Here is a 16,127-nt window from a genome sequence, read left to right on the forward strand (position 1 = left end):
AGCGAGTAGTGAACTGGGGGATTTGGCTGTCTTCTTCTATGGCTTTGCCTCTCCAACTCTTTGTACTAAGAGCAAGCGCTGGTTCGGGATAAGCACAATCTCTTTCCCTAAACCTGGGGAAAGGAAAAACTCACGTCTTCCAATCCTATGGTAGTGGATTGTCATCAGGGAGTTGATCGGTCTAGATTAGAATGTTTTGACTTCCTAAACATTCCACTGGACACGATAGAGCTGAAGCGGATGGTCTTTGCCCTTGACCCATACAGGGGGCATTTTTTCAATCGCTACATTGGGGTCATTGAGCTGATCTAGGGTGGTTTGGGAAATCATAATCTCCCCTTCCTGCGCCGCGCTACAGATGCGGCTGGTGACATTGGTGGTATCGCCAATGGTGGCGTATTGAATTAAATTCTGGGAACCGATATTTCCGGCTGCGACTTTGCCGGTATTGAGTCCAATATGGATTTGAATATCGATCCCGTGTCGCTGTCGCCATTGCTCGCGCAGGCGCAAAACCGCTCTTTGCATGGCGATCGCCGCATGAACCGCACGCCGTGCATCATCCGGTTGTCGATAGGGAGCGCCCCAAACAGCCAGTAGAGCATCGCCAATATATTTCTCCAAGGTGCCTTCGTATTGAAATACAATGTCCTCGACCATCACCTCGAAGTATTCATTGAGCATTTCAATAATTTGGCGCGGCTCCATGGTGGAGGACATGGCTGTAAAGCCGCTGATGTCTGCAAACAGCGCGGTTACCTCCGTATCCACAATCTCCAAGTTCCCTTCTTCCTTGAGCTTTTTACTTACCGCTTGAGGGAAGAAACGCTCTAGTTTTGTCCGCACGATCGCTTCTGATTGCATCTTCTTGTTGAGTTCTGTATTTTCAATCGCGATCGCCGCTTGGTTCGCCAGCGCTGTCAGGAACTCCAAATCTTCCTGGGAATAAATATCCGCCATGGAAAGATTGTCCGTATAGAGTACCCCAATCACCGTATCTCGCGGTTTCAAGGGGACACACATCGAGGCTTGGATAGCTTGGTTGAGTACCGACAACGACTCACTAAACCGCTGATCTTGACGGGCATCCGAAATTAAAACCGAATCCCCATTTTGCTGAACAAAATTGGTAATTGTTGTGCTATAAAACTGGTCATCCGTTGGCACTCCAATTCGGAACTTAACCGCTTTTTGCTCAAGCTGTCCGGTTTCCTCATTCACCAGTAAAATCACAGCTCGGTCAACATTCATAATCTCGAATAATAAGTCGAGAATTTTCTCAAACAGCCTTTCATTCTCTTCCGGAGAAGAAAGTTGTTTGCTCACTTCCAATAAAATTTTCAGCTTGTCTACTGCCCGTTGAGTAACATCTTCTTGTCGTAACTTGAGGACTGAGCGCTGATAGTTTGAACTCTCTTGCTGGAGTAATTCCTGCATTTCTACACGAGTTTGCTCCGGTGAAAACCGTCTCAAAATCGATAGGTTTGCGGTTTCATCCTTTAAGGGAATTGGTGCCTGATGCTGCTCAATGGAATGGACAAATTTAAACAATACACTCCCACAGCGAACTAAATCTCCATGCCTGAGTTGACATTGGTCAATTTCCCGCTCATTCACATACGTTTTATTCAAGCTGCCCAAATCCTTCATCATCACACCCTGATCATTAATGATGAGCTGAGCATGGTGACGGGAAAGACTTTTATGAAGCAAGATGATGGTGTTACTGATCTCACGCCCGATCGTGTTTAAACCAAACTGTAATTCATGAACTTTTTGGTCAGGATTCTCTGGATTTTGGATTAAGTACGGCACGCTCTCATCTCCCTCAGCGCTCATCAGTGGTCAATGCTTAGTCGTTAGTGGCAAAAACAACTGATCTTAACTTCCAAGCATATAGTTTTTTCCGGCTCTTCCTCCCTGAATCAGGGAAGATGGGTTACTCTTTATTGAACCTTTGTCTGACTTCTTCAGTCTAAAGGAATCAGAAAACCAACTGGTGAGGAAGAACCACAGGTGTCAGTAATACCTGCCGGGGCGTCAAGCAATGACCCTACTGCTCAAGAAGCTGAAACCGACATCGACTTGGTGCTACAGTGCCAACAGGGAAACCAACAAAGTTTCCGCCAACTGTATCGGCGCTATTGTGCGCGAGTGCGGTCAACCCTCTACCAACTCTGTGGTGGTGAGGCTCTCGATGATTTAGTCCAAGAGGTTTTCCTCCGCGCCTGGAAAGGCTTACCCCAGCTACGGCAGGCGTCCCAATTTTCGACCTGGCTTTATCGGATCTGCTGGAATGTGGCATCTGATCAACGGCGGCAATTTGCTCAAGAGCGTTCTTTTAACTCCAAACTCAAAACTGCTCGAGATGTCTTGTCTCCTAGCGACTCGAAACACTCTCAATCGCCTGACTTGATGGAACTGCACTATCAAGACATCATACAGAGGGGACTGCAACAGTTGAGTTTTGAGCATCGTGCTGTACTGGTGTTGCATGACTTAGAGGATTTGCCACAAAAGGAGGTGGCGCAAATTTTGGGCATCGCTGTGGGAACCGTGAAGTCTCGTCTTTTTCATGCCCGAACATCCCTGAGGAAATATATCCAGCAACAAGGAGAGATTCTATGACCCCGTTGCCGCCCGAAGATCGAGAATGGCAAGAGTTTCTGCATAAACATCGTCCCATACCCCCACCTGCCCAATTTGACTTGGAAGATCAACTGATGAAGGCGGTGGAAAAGTCTCCCCAGCCCAGTATTAATCAGCGGCTTCTGCCTTGTCCGCCAGCGCTAATTGCCGGTTTACTGATGCTGTTAAGTAGTTATCGCCTGTTGATTGCCGCACCAGAGTCGTCTCGCGCCAATGTGGAAACATTCTTACAAGACAACTGGAATGAGGTGGTGGGCGATACATCCCCCCAGTTACAGAGTCACGATATTGTACAGGTCGATTGGCGGTTAGAGACGAATGGGGCACGGTGAACGTTCTAGAGATAGAACACCAGGAAGCATGAAACTCTACACTTCATCCTTCACACGGCGCTAACGCACTGCTTCGCTAACATACTTCATAGTTGATACGTCATTAACATGTGGTTACATCGTGTATCTGTGTCGTCCGTGCTGCTGCTTGCGCTGGGAAGTGCGATCGCCTTGAGCAAACCCAACACCCCATTCCCTCATCTCGTCGGACAAAACTTAGGAGGAAAAAAGGGTGGGGGGCAGGGCGAGTTCAAATTGATGGAACAACTCAACCTGACTTCGGTGCAAAAGCAAAAGCTAAAAGCAATTTACTCCCAGTACAAAGATCGAATATCCCAACACAAACAGGCTGTACGTCAATCGACCCAAGAATTGCGTCAACTCATGGTCAGTACGGCTTCAACTGACGAAGTTCGGGCTAAATATCAGCAAGTGGAATTGGTGCGCCACCAGCTAGAAGCCGCCAGCTTTGAAAGTATGCTCGCCATGCGAGAGGTGTTAACGCCCACTCAACGCAGCCAGTTTGCTCAACTGATGGAACAACAAGGGAAATTAGCCGACAATCGGATGGTTCCGCCCAGAGGGTATTAAGGAATGAAGTTCGTCTACCTTCACGGTTTTGCTTCAACGCCTGAGTCAGCAAAAGCCTTGTATCTGCGCGAAGCCTTCGCGGCCTGTAAGATTTCCTTGGAAGTGCCTGACCTCAACCAAGGTGACTTTTCCCACTTGACCATCGCCCGCCAGATCACTCAAGTTGAGTCTCTCTTTCCCTGTGATGGGACACCTGTGACGTTAATCGGGTCTAGTTTGGGGGGTCTAACATCCGCTTGGTTAGCCGAAAAGCACTCCCAAGTTCAGCGACTTGTTTTACTGGCTCCAGCCTTTGGATTTCTCGATCATTGGTTGCCGCAACTGACAGAAGAACAGCTTTTTCAGTGGCAGACATCGGGATATTTGCCGATTTATCACTACGGAGAACAGCGATCGCTTCCCCTCCATTACCGGTTTGTCGAAAACGCCAGCCAGTACCCAGAAACGCAACTTTCGCGATCGGTACCCACCCTGATTTTGCATGGGCGGCAGGATGAGGTGATACCCTTAGCGGCAAGTCAAGCTTATGCTAATGTGCGTCCTTGGGTACAACTGAGGGAACTAGACAGCGACCACGGATTATGGAATGTCATGCCGCAAGTTTGGCAGGCTATTCAGGTTTTTTGTCAACCTTCCAATCGAGATTGAAGGATTAGTGAGTGATAGAACCTGCACCTGAAGCAATCAAACGCCGAAATAAAGTTTCTGTCCAACCGGTTTCTTGTAAAACAGCCGCCGCCGTTACTTCTACATAAGCTTGCTCAATAAAGGCTAAGTCGATCATACAAATCCGACCCAAAGCATCTCGCAGAACTTCATCCTTGCCATCCCTTTTGATGGATGATCCGACCTCATGAACCACATTAGCCATCGCTGGGACAACGTGTTGAGGAAGAATACCCACTTGTACATGGACTAAACCAATTCGCCAACGACGATCCGCGTATGCCTCCCCCCAATTATCCATACCTGTAAACATTTCGTGAAACCATTGAATAAAAGTTTCATGAAGACGATGGAGACGCCCTTCTTTGGCGTGCAGAATACTATTCATTTCTGGATCATCGTTTAAGTAAGCATAGAAATGCTCTGCCATTTTTGGCGCAATTTCTCTCCCCCAATTGGCTTCGGATTGGAGAAGATTTTTGTCTTTATCAGTAAAATTAATTCTACTTTGCATCTTTTGCATAAATTCATGAGCATCTAAAGCCATCATTATCTCCTGTGAATATTGTGTAAAGATTAGGTTGCTGAATTTTAAGTTCCAGCGAAATCATTCAATTTATTAAATTTTTCTAGAGTTATCTCTAAAATCCGGATAGTTTTAGGGTTTTTTAAAAAAGCAATAAATTTTGCAAAGATTCGGTTAAATCACCTAATTTATAAGGGAAAATATACGTCACGTCAATCTGGAAATTCAATCATCGAACACTGATGAGCGAGGGAAGAAACACGAGGGGAATGCAGGATTAAATTTAAATTAAGATTTGACAAGATAGCAATGGAATCTACTACCACACACGCGCTGAAAGAATGGGCTGTTGCCGTTGATGCCTTAGAACAAGGCAACATGATCATGCTGCTACGCAAAGGCGGCATCAAGGAAGAGGGGAACTGCTTCATTGTCACTCACAATCAGATTTTGCTCTACCCTACCTATGAGCATCAACAGCCTAACTTGCTGAAACCAGAGTACGCGGATCAAGTCACACCTGTAATGTCAGGTTGGCATCCGGAAACTGTTCGGATTAGTAGTTGGGCTGAAATTACTGATATTTTGCTGGTGAGTGATGAAAAAGCGGTTGTCGCGCTGTTACTCTATCACATTTGGAATGAGCAATTTGTCAGCGAGCGCCTCCGTTGGAAACCCCGTCAGTCCCTGTTTATCCTTTTGTTACGGACTTACCGACTCCCCCAACCCCAATTGATTCCTTATCGTCCAGAATATGGAGGTTGTCGCTCATGGATTGACCTAACTGAAGCGATTAATTTAGAGGGAATTGTGTCTGTTTTGGATGATACAACCTATACCGATCGGGTGACCCAAATCCGTCACGTGCTTACAACATCAGGACATTCCTATGTCACTCAAAATCCTATATTGTCTTGAATATTAAAGTTCCATTTTTTATAGCTTTCTATAAATAGCCATAAAGCTTAAGTTCGGCTTGGGCAATTCTTTCAGCTTCTTCAATTTCTTTAGGATTACGTCTTTTATGGATGCCTATTGACTGGGGATGAGCCTTTTTGATTTGTTTTTGCAGTTGTCGATTCATTTTGGCTCCAAAGTGGCTAGCAATCAGCTCTCCACATTTAAGGCTATCGCTGACTAAATCTTCGTATTTTATGAGTAGTACTCGACCTGTCTGTGCAACCTCAGGCTGAGAAAAAAAGGTGTGACATCGTCCCACCATCTCCTTCCACATCCAAATCGCTCTGACATAGGGGGTGCTGCCCAAAAATTCTTCTTCTCTCCCTTCCTCAACCCACCAAGGAACATAACGCTCATCATATTTACGTCCGATGGGCATTTCGGAGGTATTGAGAGCCATTAACTTTTCATCAGTAAGTACATCATAGGTTCTAATCAGGGAATCGGCACAATCTCGACCATCTCGGTAGAGGTGAAGAATACGACAATCGGGTAGCGCACGATATGTAAATTCTGGGGCAAAGCTGAGAAAAGGTTCTTTATAAATGATGCGTTCAACAACTCGTTTACGTTGCAAAGCTTGAAAAAACTCTTGGCTACTCATATAGCCTTTGAGCCATTTATGCAAGGCGGAAAATCGTGAAGAGGGAATGCCTGAATCAAGATAGTTCTGAAGGGAAGCTTCAAGTTCAAAAGCTAGGACATTATAAATATAGTCTGGTAAGGAATAGTTGACCAGATGAGGAATCGAAACGGGAATCAGGAGACCAGAAATACATTCTGAATTCGCTAAAGCTCTGAGTGCCGTCATTAAAAATGTCGTTCCTGAACGAGGGCATCCCAGAACGATGCAATATTTTACTTTCATGCTTAGTTTAGATTAAAACCGCCAAGTTCAACTTAGCGTTACTTCTCCCAAAAGATAGATTTACTCTTAAAATATAACGGTTTTAAGAAAATCTACCTCAAAATGTTGATTTTTTTTATATAATCAATCCTAAAATTAGAGATTAGTAAAACAATCTGCGGTAACTCAGGCGATATTGAAGATTAGTTTGTCGCATTCCTATCGGTTTAGCCGGAACCCCAGCAACAATGGTGAAGGGGGGAACACTTTTAGTCACAACAGCACCTGCTGCCACAGCGCAGCCTTTCCCTAAGGTGACTCCCGGTAAAATCATGGCGCGTGTGCCAATAAAGACGTAATCTTCAATATTTACTGGACGAAGACGGCCTGTAAAATCACAACTTTGCAAATCATGATCGGCTGTTAAGATACATACTTCTGAGGAAATAGAGACATTTTCTCCAATCGTAATACTGCCTCGATTGTCCAATCGGCAATTTTGATTAATTACACTGTTCTTGCCCAGGTTAAAATTTTTTTTTGAATCAAACCAGGCATCCATGAAAATACTACTATTTGTCCCAATTGTTAAGCCAAGGCAATAACGATAAAAAAATAATCGTATCATGTGGGAAGGAATTCGAGAAACTACACGATTAGTTAAGTATAAAATTCCATCAAAATGAATTCTATTTATAAGATTATTCATTGACAATATCACTAAATTTTGTTAACTGAATTCCAAAATTTATTTTTTTGTTCTCTCAGAATAAATTGCTCTACGCCCAAATTTAAAGCATTTTGTACGATGTCTACTGTTTTTACTCGCTCCTTAATCAAAGCTTCTGCGATACAGTGAGGATCGAGGGAATTTATTAGGATTGCAGCTTGATGTTGCCCTAATAGCTGACTTGCTGCTGCTTTTATAGGACCATGATAGATAATTGGTAGCCCGCTTCCCAAATAAGTAATCATTTTAGTAGAAAGACTATAACGGACAAAAGACTCATACTCTTGCCCAAAAGGAAGCGGGAAATATACCATATCTGCTTGTTCCATATCGCGAATGACTTCCTGTTCTGAAGCAAAAGGTAGCTGAGTAACCGGGAATTGAGCAGCTAATAGTTTTGGACTAATATTGCCACAGCGACAGGTTAAAGTAACATGCCAATCAGGGCGGAGTTTCTGTAATATTTCCAGCGCTTGCAAAAATGCATCGAAGTTGACTTTATAACTAATATGGAATAAACCCATAAAGTAGACTCTGCAACTATTTATTGCTCGAATCAGGGGTTTAGCTGCTACTTGCTCAAGACCATCTGTAACAATAGTGAAGGCTTTTTGCCCATACCTTTGAGCATATTCTTTTCCGAGTTCATCTGAAATAACAAAGCGTCCCTCTGCTCCCTTCCAGACCTCAGCAATTTTGCTCATGCCCTCTTTGAACAATACACTACCTTGGAGAGCATATCTTAAATCATCATGTACACTCAGATAGTAAGGCAACTCTAACTTTTTCGCTACCTGATAGGCATACCAGAAAGTCAAATCATGAGCAATTGCATGAATAGCCGTTGCTTTGAACTGACGGCAGATTCCTGTAAGTCGATATCTAAATATTTCTGCCAGAGGGAAATAAAAGATATTTACCAACTCCTTAAAACGGGTTCTTTCAATCCGTCCGAAATAAGGTCTTATTGGTAAATATAATTCTTGCCCTACAGTTGTTGGTGGTGGGGCTTGAGGTGAGGTACAAATGCTTAGAAAAGTTACAGGGGTATCCTTCAGGAGTGCACGTAAAATACGCGAACCACCACCAGGTGAATTCAGGCCAAAGGGTTGAACAAAGACGATCATGCAGATGTTTTATTCTAGTTGCAGTCAACTCGATATTTTTTGTTTGCAACTCACTTAATTGGCTAGGTAAGGGAGTAGTAATCATTGTCAAGCTGTGGTGGACACAACATCTTCCTTGGATTGCGATCTCACAACTCTCTCATAGGCTACAATTGCGAACAACACTTTTTAATGATTGCTGCTGGCCTAGCTAAGACTGAGGATTGGCATCCCCATGGCTTGCCCTATCGCTTGCTCGCCACACTGTAAACCAAGTTACAATACTTGAGCTTAGATACTAAAACACTAGCAGACTCTCTGCCTTTATCCAACCCTTGTCTGAGTTTAAGATGTCAGACGAGCGCCCGTAAGGAATACCTTCTGGAAATACAGTCAATGAATAGCTTGAGAATTTTACTCATCTCTTCAGTGCTACCACGAAATACCACCGGTGGTGAGTTACTTCTTTACAGACATTTTTTAAACTTTCCCGGATTGAGTCTGGCAATGGCTACCGATGATTGCCAAGGTTTACTAACCGCAGAAATAATCGAGATTAAAGCCAATCGATTATTAAATCGACTTGCAAGAACAAGATTCGCAAAGTGGTTTCACGATGTATTTCAGTGTTTCAATACCTTCCATAACAGCCAAAAAATTCGCACTTATATCAAAAATAATAAACCTGATATCATTCTCACCGTAGCTCACAATGAGTTATGTTGGCTAGCTCAACAGATTTCTCAAGAATTTAATATTCCCCTAGTGACAATTTTTCATGATTGGTGGCCTGATATGGCTTATGTTCATACATTTGCACGAAAATTTTTAACTAATCGATTCAAGAGACTTTATCAGCAAAGCCAGATGGTATTTTGTGTCGATGAAGAAATACAACAAGCATTAGGAACCCATCCTAACGTACATATTTTGTACCCTATTCCCAATCCATCCATAAAAGCAAAATCCCCAACACCGTTGGCGATAGAAGATGCATTCACAGTAATTTATGCAGGAACTCTTTCCGGCATTTACGGCCCTATGATGCAAGACTTGTCTACTTTAGTTCAGGAGTATCCTGAATTTAAGTTAAAGTTATTCGGTCCACCACTAGATTGGCCAGATTTATTGGTAAAGCAGGTTAAAGCGGCTCAAATCTACAGAGGGTTTATGACCAGTGACTTGATAGCGCCTGTGCTTAGGGATGCGAGTGCTCTACTTGTTGCTATGTCTTTCAATCCGCCAGACCAGATGCGGATGCAAACAAGCTTTCCTTCTAAAATTCCAGAATATTGCCAGTTTGGAAAGCCTATTATCATTTGGGGGCCAGACTATAGTTCGGCTGTTCACTGGGGACGCAAACATCAGTCAGCATTAGTGGTAACCTCTCCTGTAGCACAGGACTTAGTAAAAGCGATTAAAGAACTGGCAAGTCAACCGGAGGAACAAATACGTCTGGGGGAAAAGGCTTTAGAAATGGCTCAGGGAATGTTTAATCCTGAAAAAATTCAAAAGCAGTTTGTTAATAGTCTTTATCAGTTTACCTCTTCAAATATTAATTATAAAACGGGTCAATAGATTCAGGAATTTTGAGATGCTACCTAAAATTTTGAATGAAGCCATAGATGGATTGTTATTATCTATTTTCAAAAAGGCTCCTTTTCGCCTCATCAATAGATTCTTATGGTTATTTCATCGAAATCCCACTTTAGGCGATAAGTGGGGTTACTACATCCGAAAATTTCACTACTATGACCCTCTACCTAACTTTTCAGATATTACTCAAGAACAGGTTCTTAAAAGACGAATTCCAAAGGCTATAGATTGGAATTTAGAAGCTCAAATCAACCTGATTAAAAAATTAAGTTTGTACCAATCAGAAATTTTTCATATTAAGGATGACAAAGATTTTAATTTAAAATTTAATTTCTTTAATAATTTCTACTCAGAAGTCGATGCAGCAATCTACTATACGCTCATCAGAGAGATAAAACCGAGGAAAATTATCGAGATTGGGTGTGGATATTCTACTCAAATTGCGGCCTTGGCGATCGCTCAGAATCAACAAGAGGGAAAGACGGGTAAAATCATTTGTATTGAACCTTATCCTGAACCCCAACTCGTTGAAGCCAATCTTGATGTTGAACTACTGATTGAACGAGTGGAAAATATCGATTTGAAAATTTTTGAGCAATTAAGTTCTGGCGATGTTCTTTTTATTGATTCCACCCATACCGTAAAATTTGGCAGTGATGTATGTCGAGAAATTCTGGAAATCTTACCAGCTCTTGCTAGTGGCGTTTGGATTCACTTTCATGATATATTTTTCCCCTACGATTACCCCCCGCAATGGTTAATTGAGAAGCGTTTGGCCTGGAACGAGCAATATATGCTAGAGGCATTTTTGGCCTACAATTCTCACTTTGAAGTTGTGCTAGCCAATCATTGGCTCTCTGTAGATTACCCGCAGGAAGTTGCTAATATTTGGCCCGGAGTTGTTAACTGGGAAAAAGACCCTTATCACCATTGTGCCGGTTTATGGCTCCGTAAAAAATGATAATAGAATTCTGAAATGCCAACTTTCTCGATCATTACTCCCCTACATAACAAAGTGGCCTACATTACCGAAACCATTCAGTCCGTACTATCCCAAACCTATTCGGACTGGGAAATGTTTATCGTAGAAAATGGCTCAACAGATGGTAGCTTCTTAAAAGCTCAAGAAATTCAAGATTCACGCCTTCATTTTTTGGAATCACCAAAACAGGGGCCAGGGGCTGCTCGTAATTACGGGCTAAACTTAGCTCAAGGAGACTGGATTCAGTTTCTAGATGCCGATGATTTGCTAGAACCCAATCATTTAGAGCAACAGTTAATAGCCGCCGAAAAAAATCCAGAGGCTGAGATTATTGCTTGCTCTTGGCAGGAATTTACAGATGATAATCCTACCCAGAAAACACTGAGACAACCAACAGGTTTAAGACAACCGATTCAGGTACTACGGGATTTTGCGATCGCATTTACTCCTTGGGCACCCCATGCTGCTATAATTAAGCGCTCTGTTTTGTCGGCTGATTGCTATTGGCCTGAACAACTTGATCGGTATTTAGCAGAAGATATTGCCTTTTGGTTTAAGTTAGTCAACAAATGTAAAGTTGCCTATGGACACAGTCAAGGAGCTGTCTATCGATTGCACACTCCTCAGTGCCGTAACCAGGTATCTAATCCTGAAAAGTTGTTTGAAGGAGTCAACGCAGCCATTGAATTGAATTGCCAGTACCTACAAGAAAAGAACCGCTCTTACACACCAGCGCAATGTGAACATTTGATGACGGCTTACTCACAAATGTATCTTGTGGCACGAAAAAAAAATTCAGTAATCGTAGAGCAGCAAGCACTATCCATCGCATCTCAATGGTTAAGAGAGTATTTTGGAGTAGTCAAAAAACCTAGATTACCAATGCTAGTTCGTCGTCTGATGGGACTCAAGCTTTTTTTAAATTTAACCAAAACCTAAGACTCGTCTGCAAGCTTTTATGGAGATAGTAAATCGACTTATTTTGCCTCTTGTATACATTCTCTGTGCCGGGAGTCGGGCATTACGACAAGCCCGTATGCGTCTACCTTAATAAATCCTTGTAGAGATAGCGGAGGCAATAAGAAGATCACTTCTTTATAAATAGGCTATCTTGTTGAAGAGGGATACCGTCCCTTGGACTTTTCAGCTCTTCCAAGCTACCTGAGTAGATAAAACCCTGTTTAGATAATAGTTGATAGATATCTGTAAACAAAGCTTGGCCTTCGTATAGCTCACAAAACGAAGTTTCTACAATAACTACCTTGATACGCTCCAATATATTTTTAGCTCCAAAAATAACTTTATCTTCATATCCTTGTACATCTATTTTTAATAAGATATTATCTTTTAAATCTATGAGTTTGAAAATTTCGTCAAGGGTATTAATATCAATAGTTTCTACTTCTTCATTAGCTGAAAATGGAAAAGTTTGTAGATGGAACTCTGAACACTTTAAAATTGAAGAACCTGGTAAAAAATTGTTACGATACATTTGTAACTTACCTTGGCGATCGCCCACAGCTAAGTTGAATAATTTGAAATTTGGTAAATTCAAGTTATGACTTAGTTCTAGAAAATTACTTCTTACAGGTTCAAAACAATAAAAATTAGGATATCCTAGAATTTTACAAAGTTCTAAAGCCCATTCTCCTTGGTGCGCTCCTACATCAATAACCGTGTTAATATTCATCGTTTTAAGCCAGTTAAATTTATCCCCTTTCGTAGGCTCAAATTGATATACAAAATTATTTTTTACACCAAATAATCCAGAACTACGTCGGCTTATTTTTAAGCCTAAAAAAGACAAAAATTCTTTTATGAAATCTTTAATTAGCAATTTCAAAGAACTTAGCTGCATTTTGGGGTAAGTGCTTGGACAATAGACCTCTTGCAAAAGTTATTTTAGCTCTAAGTTTGGGGCAGGCAGGATGCCTACCCCACAATAATTTTGCTCACGGCGTGCGGGATGAGGCGCATTGCCCATCCAATTGTCCAATTATTTTTGCAAGAAGTCTAACGTACCAATCTACCAGATACGGTTACGAGTAGCACTTTGTTGTTGGGACTGAGAACGCTTCACATCCGCTAAAAAGGTTCTGGTTTCCTGCACCAATTGATCCAGCCGTTGGCAATCTGGGCTGAGGGCTACTTGACTTGGACGTCTAGCGAATCGGCGCGGTCCCATGGGTGCAGAAGCATTACCGCAACGACGAGAGACTTCATCCAGTTCTTGAGCAAGGCGTCGAGCCGTACTGAGAATTTCCGGAGACAGCTTGCCATTCATCTTAAAGATGGGTGAGACGCTGTTCCAGATGTTGCCTCCCGTAATATCGGATTGGTTCCCGGCGGCTGGGTTGCCAGCGTTCGCAGGAATGGCGAACAATCCACTGCTCAACAGTGCCGTGAATAGAACCCGACTCATCCATTTTGTTCTAAGCATGATTCTTTCTCCTAATGTGAGTTTTGAGTAATTTAAAACTTGAATGCCAAGCCAGTACCTAAGACAAATCGAGGCCCATCTCCAGCACCCACAATGTCCCGCACCGCAGGCGTAATCACCAAGGGGATGTTTTTAAAGGGCGCGAGTGAAAGCCCAACTCCCAAGTCTTGCCCACTCCACTCCGCGATTAAACTAACCGGTCGAGCAACACGAACCGCAACATTACCAAAAACACCGATTCCACCATCATCCTTGGCTACAGCATCTTCCGTGCGGAACTGTCCGTTACCGACACCCGCCGTAACCGCAACTCGGCTAAAGAGCGAGTTGATGTCGTCTCGCGTCCGGAACACTTTGCTAACCACACCATAAATGGAATTTTCAAAGTCATTACGACCGCCTAGATTAGCAAAGCCATTCCAGCCAGCGGCAACGGCTAAGCCATCACCAATTTGGCGGTGTACTTTGGCATTAAAACCGCCACCCCCAAAGTCTCGACTACCCCCAAAGCTAGCAGTCGTATAAGATAGCTCAACACCAACCGCTTTTTGTGCATCGCCCAACCCAACACCAATCACCGCACCGCCATCACTGACGTTACTGTACCGGGTTCGCTCCTGAAACGTTGCACCGATAAAACCGGTATTGTTATCCGCACCAAACCCAGTAGGAATATAAATACTCAGAGCGGGTGAAGCCTCAAATCCTTGATCAACTTTGACGTTCTCCAAATCCCGCAGCTCATTTTGCAACCCTTCAGCCTGCCGCAAAGTTTCAACCGGAGGACAGAATCTTGTTTGTACAGCCTGTGCGACAACCTTCCCTGTCTGCTGAGAATTGACAGCCTCCTGCGAGGCGGGAGCGTAGGCAAGACAGGAAGATGTTGGTGTGGCCTGTGCCACAATGTCCCTAGTCTGCTCAGGATTGACCGTTCCTGGGAGAGTGGGAATCTCACGATTAGAGAGGGACGTTGCACTCCACTCCAACGTCGGAACTCCCTGTAAATCCCGCGCACTGTTGCTCTGTAAAGCCGCAAGGTTTTTCGCGGCAACAAGTTGCGGGTTACGGCTTGGGGATGGGGAATTGGAGGCAGGGGAGGCAGAAGCCGTGGAGGAAAAATTTTCCTCCCGCTCCAGAAATTGTTGACTTGGCTCAGTCTCCACTCCCCGGATTGATGGCTCATTTTGAACCGATGTCCGCGCCAGTCTCACCTCTGTTCCTGGCGGTGCCATGTTCGCACGAATGGATTCAGAAGCTGCCGTCTTCAGAGTTGGTGCAACGGCTTCTGATTCGCCGAGGCTCGATGGAGTGACAAGAGGTGCTGAAGCTTGAGCAAATTCCGGTGCAAATTCTTGTACGTTTAGGGATTCCGGCGAGGCAACGGCACTCTGGCTAGAAGCCAGCCTCGCTTCTTCTGCTGCCGTGGGAAGCCCATCGCCTGCCTGTTTAATTTGTGATTGTTGAGCAAGGTCTACTACGGGAGCCGCAAAGGCTTGATGGGCAAAATCCTGAGCGGCAAGGGCAGCTAAGGTATAAATGGCAACACTGGAAGCCTGCCTTAGAGGGGAAGCCAACCCATTTTTGGATAGGTTCGGTAAATCTTTCAGCTCTAACTTGACTGGATTCTTATCAGGTCGATGCTCAAAAAGTAAATCTCGGTGAGAACATTGAGTGAAAGTCTCTTTTGACACAAACAGCTCCTAATTAAAGATGCTGTCCACTTTTACAGAAACTCTGTTAATAATCAGGATAAATTAAACTTTATATATTGACAAAGATGCAAAGTTGTGCATAAATTTTCTCTAAAAGAAAAATTTGAGCAGCGCTAAGCTATATCAACGCGAGCAAACCCAAAAAGCGTTGCACATTGCTCTATGGAGTGGCAAACCCAATAAGTCCAGCCTGTTTGAAGAGTACAGGCTCGACTTTAATACCTAAAAGGCGCTCCCAGTCGGCAAGCCCATTAGTCTTATTCCTTTGACCTGCCTTCGATGCTTAAGTTCCCTGATTAAGTCAGCTTTTGGCTCACCGACCACTGTGGAGGCCAGTCTAACTGAGAGGATGAATTACATCGTTATCGGCTAGCATAAGCCGCATTCAACAATTGGGCCAACACAGAGCGAATCGCCCGAAGTTCATCAGGGTTATTGGTGAGTAGAGCAAGCGTACTGCTTTCAATAAACACATTGTAGGAACGAATCACGTTCTGGCACTGAGCGGCCTCAACGTTACCATTGGCGGTCAATCCCACCATGCTAAGCACCAAGTTCCGGGAGAGTTGCACATCAGCTCCGGCATTGACCAAACCGTTCACAAACTGCGTCACTCTGGCATCCACATTGGTCGTGTTATTCAGGATAATAAACAAGGTTTGCTGCACGGTTGGAGCGACTGCCGCTTGAGAAGCATCTGTCGCAACAATCGCTAAGCTTTGCTGCTGTAGCTGCTGATTAATTGAAATAGCGGCACTGTTGACAGAACTTTGAATTCCTGGGTTGGCGAAAGCGATGAGTCTGCGGCGACCACCACCGCCACCACTAAAGTTAAAACCACCCGCCACATCACTCGTTGTGATAATCACACCCGTGATATCGGACTGGTTGCCTGACTGCGCTTGAGCTTGTGGGGTTTGAGCAACAACACCTGAAATCGCTAGGGCAAAACCCAAGCTCAACTGTAAAGGAAGATGTTTAATGTTCATA

At 43.7% G+C, this 16,127-nt stretch carries 17 protein-coding genes; 8 read left to right on the forward strand and 9 right to left on the reverse strand.

What is annotated here, in order from left to right:
• Positions 1 to 204: 204 nt before the first annotated feature.
• Positions 205 to 1,839, reverse strand: a complete 1,635-nt coding sequence (locus MIC7113_RS21345; protein ID WP_015184262.1) for an adenylate/guanylate cyclase domain-containing protein — start codon at positions 1,837 to 1,839, stop codon at positions 205 to 207.
• Positions 1,840 to 2,016: 177 nt separating this feature from the next.
• On the opposite strand from MIC7113_RS21345, the gene MIC7113_RS21350 reads away from it, so the two are divergent.
• The 4 genes from MIC7113_RS21350 (at position 2,017) to MIC7113_RS21365 (ending at position 4,220) form a co-directional block, all read left to right on the forward strand.
• Positions 2,017 to 2,628: a sigma-70 family RNA polymerase sigma factor gene (locus MIC7113_RS21350; RefSeq protein WP_015184263.1), complete on the forward strand. Its 612-nt coding sequence runs from the start codon at positions 2,017 to 2,019 to the stop codon at positions 2,626 to 2,628.
• A complete protein-coding gene (locus MIC7113_RS21355) occupies positions 2,625 to 2,981 on the forward strand; it encodes a hypothetical protein (RefSeq protein ID WP_015184264.1) in 357 nt (118 codons plus the stop codon). The genes MIC7113_RS21350 and MIC7113_RS21355 overlap by 4 nt, the downstream gene beginning before the upstream one ends.
• A 108-nt stretch (positions 2,982 to 3,089) precedes the next feature.
• Entirely contained in the window at positions 3,090 to 3,572 is a 483-nt protein-coding gene (locus tag MIC7113_RS21360) for a Spy/CpxP family protein refolding chaperone (RefSeq protein WP_015184265.1), read from the forward strand.
• Positions 3,573 to 3,575: 3 nt separating this feature from the next.
• On the forward strand, positions 3,576 to 4,220 hold the full coding sequence (locus MIC7113_RS21365) for a YqiA/YcfP family alpha/beta fold hydrolase (RefSeq protein ID WP_015184266.1): 645 nt from the start codon (positions 3,576 to 3,578) through the stop codon (positions 4,218 to 4,220).
• A gap of 4 nt (positions 4,221 to 4,224) precedes the next feature.
• On the opposite strand, the gene MIC7113_RS21370 is transcribed toward MIC7113_RS21365, so the two are convergent.
• Entirely contained in the window at positions 4,225 to 4,785 is a 561-nt protein-coding gene (locus MIC7113_RS21370; RefSeq protein WP_015184267.1) for a protoglobin domain-containing protein, read from the reverse strand.
• A 288-nt stretch (positions 4,786 to 5,073) separates the two neighbouring features.
• Here MIC7113_RS21370 and MIC7113_RS21375 point away from each other — a divergent pair, with 288 nt between their 5' ends.
• Positions 5,074 to 5,682, forward strand: a complete 609-nt coding sequence (locus MIC7113_RS21375; RefSeq protein WP_015184268.1) for a DUF1802 family protein — start codon at positions 5,074 to 5,076, stop codon at positions 5,680 to 5,682.
• A 28-nt stretch (positions 5,683 to 5,710) separates the two neighbouring features.
• Here the strand turns inward: MIC7113_RS21375 and MIC7113_RS21380 are convergent, their stop codons facing one another.
• The 3 genes from MIC7113_RS21380 to MIC7113_RS21390 form a co-directional block, all read right to left on the reverse strand.
• Positions 5,711 to 6,592, reverse strand: coding sequence for a sulfotransferase (locus MIC7113_RS21380; RefSeq protein WP_071884106.1), 882 nt, complete (start codon positions 6,590 to 6,592; stop codon positions 5,711 to 5,713).
• Between the two features lie 142 nt (positions 6,593 to 6,734).
• Positions 6,735 to 7,133 carry an acyltransferase gene (locus MIC7113_RS21385; protein WP_216596336.1) on the reverse strand — a complete coding sequence of 133 codons (399 nt, stop codon included), beginning with the start codon at positions 7,131 to 7,133 and terminating at the stop codon, positions 6,735 to 6,737.
• A gap of 158 nt (positions 7,134 to 7,291) precedes the next feature.
• The gene (locus tag MIC7113_RS21390) at positions 7,292 to 8,428 is read right to left on the reverse strand and encodes a glycosyltransferase family 1 protein (protein WP_015184271.1); all 1,137 of its coding nucleotides are present in this window, start codon (positions 8,426 to 8,428) and stop codon (positions 7,292 to 7,294) included.
• A 486-nt stretch (positions 8,429 to 8,914) separates the two neighbouring features.
• Between MIC7113_RS21390 and MIC7113_RS21395 the strand changes: the two genes are divergently transcribed.
• From MIC7113_RS21395 to MIC7113_RS33680, 3 genes are read left to right on the forward strand one after another with little or no spacing between them, the layout of a single operon-like run.
• The gene (locus MIC7113_RS21395; RefSeq protein WP_226883491.1) at positions 8,915 to 9,985 is read left to right on the forward strand and encodes a glycosyltransferase; all 1,071 of its coding nucleotides are present in this window, start codon (positions 8,915 to 8,917) and stop codon (positions 9,983 to 9,985) included.
• Positions 9,927 to 10,964, forward strand: coding sequence for a class I SAM-dependent methyltransferase (locus MIC7113_RS21400; RefSeq protein ID WP_155898068.1), 1,038 nt, complete (start codon positions 9,927 to 9,929; stop codon positions 10,962 to 10,964). Before MIC7113_RS21395 ends, MIC7113_RS21400 begins: the two co-directional genes overlap by 59 nt.
• Before the next feature lie 15 nt (positions 10,965 to 10,979).
• The gene (locus MIC7113_RS33680; RefSeq protein WP_015184274.1) at positions 10,980 to 11,924 is read left to right on the forward strand and encodes a glycosyltransferase family 2 protein; all 945 of its coding nucleotides are present in this window, start codon (positions 10,980 to 10,982) and stop codon (positions 11,922 to 11,924) included.
• A 148-nt stretch (positions 11,925 to 12,072) separates the two neighbouring features.
• Here the strand turns inward: MIC7113_RS33680 and MIC7113_RS33685 are convergent, their stop codons facing one another.
• The 4 genes from MIC7113_RS33685 to MIC7113_RS21425 all read right to left on the reverse strand — a co-directional run bounded on the left by MIC7113_RS33685 (position 12,073) and on the right by MIC7113_RS21425 (position 16,126).
• On the reverse strand, positions 12,073 to 12,843 hold the full coding sequence (locus MIC7113_RS33685) for an FkbM family methyltransferase (RefSeq protein ID WP_015184275.1): 771 nt from the start codon (positions 12,841 to 12,843) through the stop codon (positions 12,073 to 12,075).
• Positions 12,844 to 13,011: 168 nt separating this feature from the next.
• Entirely contained in the window at positions 13,012 to 13,425 is a 414-nt protein-coding gene (locus MIC7113_RS21415) for a hypothetical protein (RefSeq protein WP_015184276.1), read from the reverse strand.
• A 32-nt stretch (positions 13,426 to 13,457) separates the two neighbouring features.
• Entirely contained in the window at positions 13,458 to 15,116 is a 1,659-nt protein-coding gene (locus MIC7113_RS33690; protein WP_015184277.1) for a hypothetical protein, read from the reverse strand.
• A 383-nt stretch (positions 15,117 to 15,499) separates the two neighbouring features.
• Positions 15,500 to 16,126, reverse strand: coding sequence for a hypothetical protein (locus tag MIC7113_RS21425; protein WP_015184278.1), 627 nt, complete (start codon positions 16,124 to 16,126; stop codon positions 15,500 to 15,502).
• Position 16,127: the final 1 nt, after the last annotated feature.

Source organism: Allocoleopsis franciscana PCC 7113 (genome assembly GCF_000317515.1).
GTDB lineage: Bacteria > Cyanobacteriota > Cyanobacteriia > Cyanobacteriales > Coleofasciculaceae > Allocoleopsis > Allocoleopsis franciscana.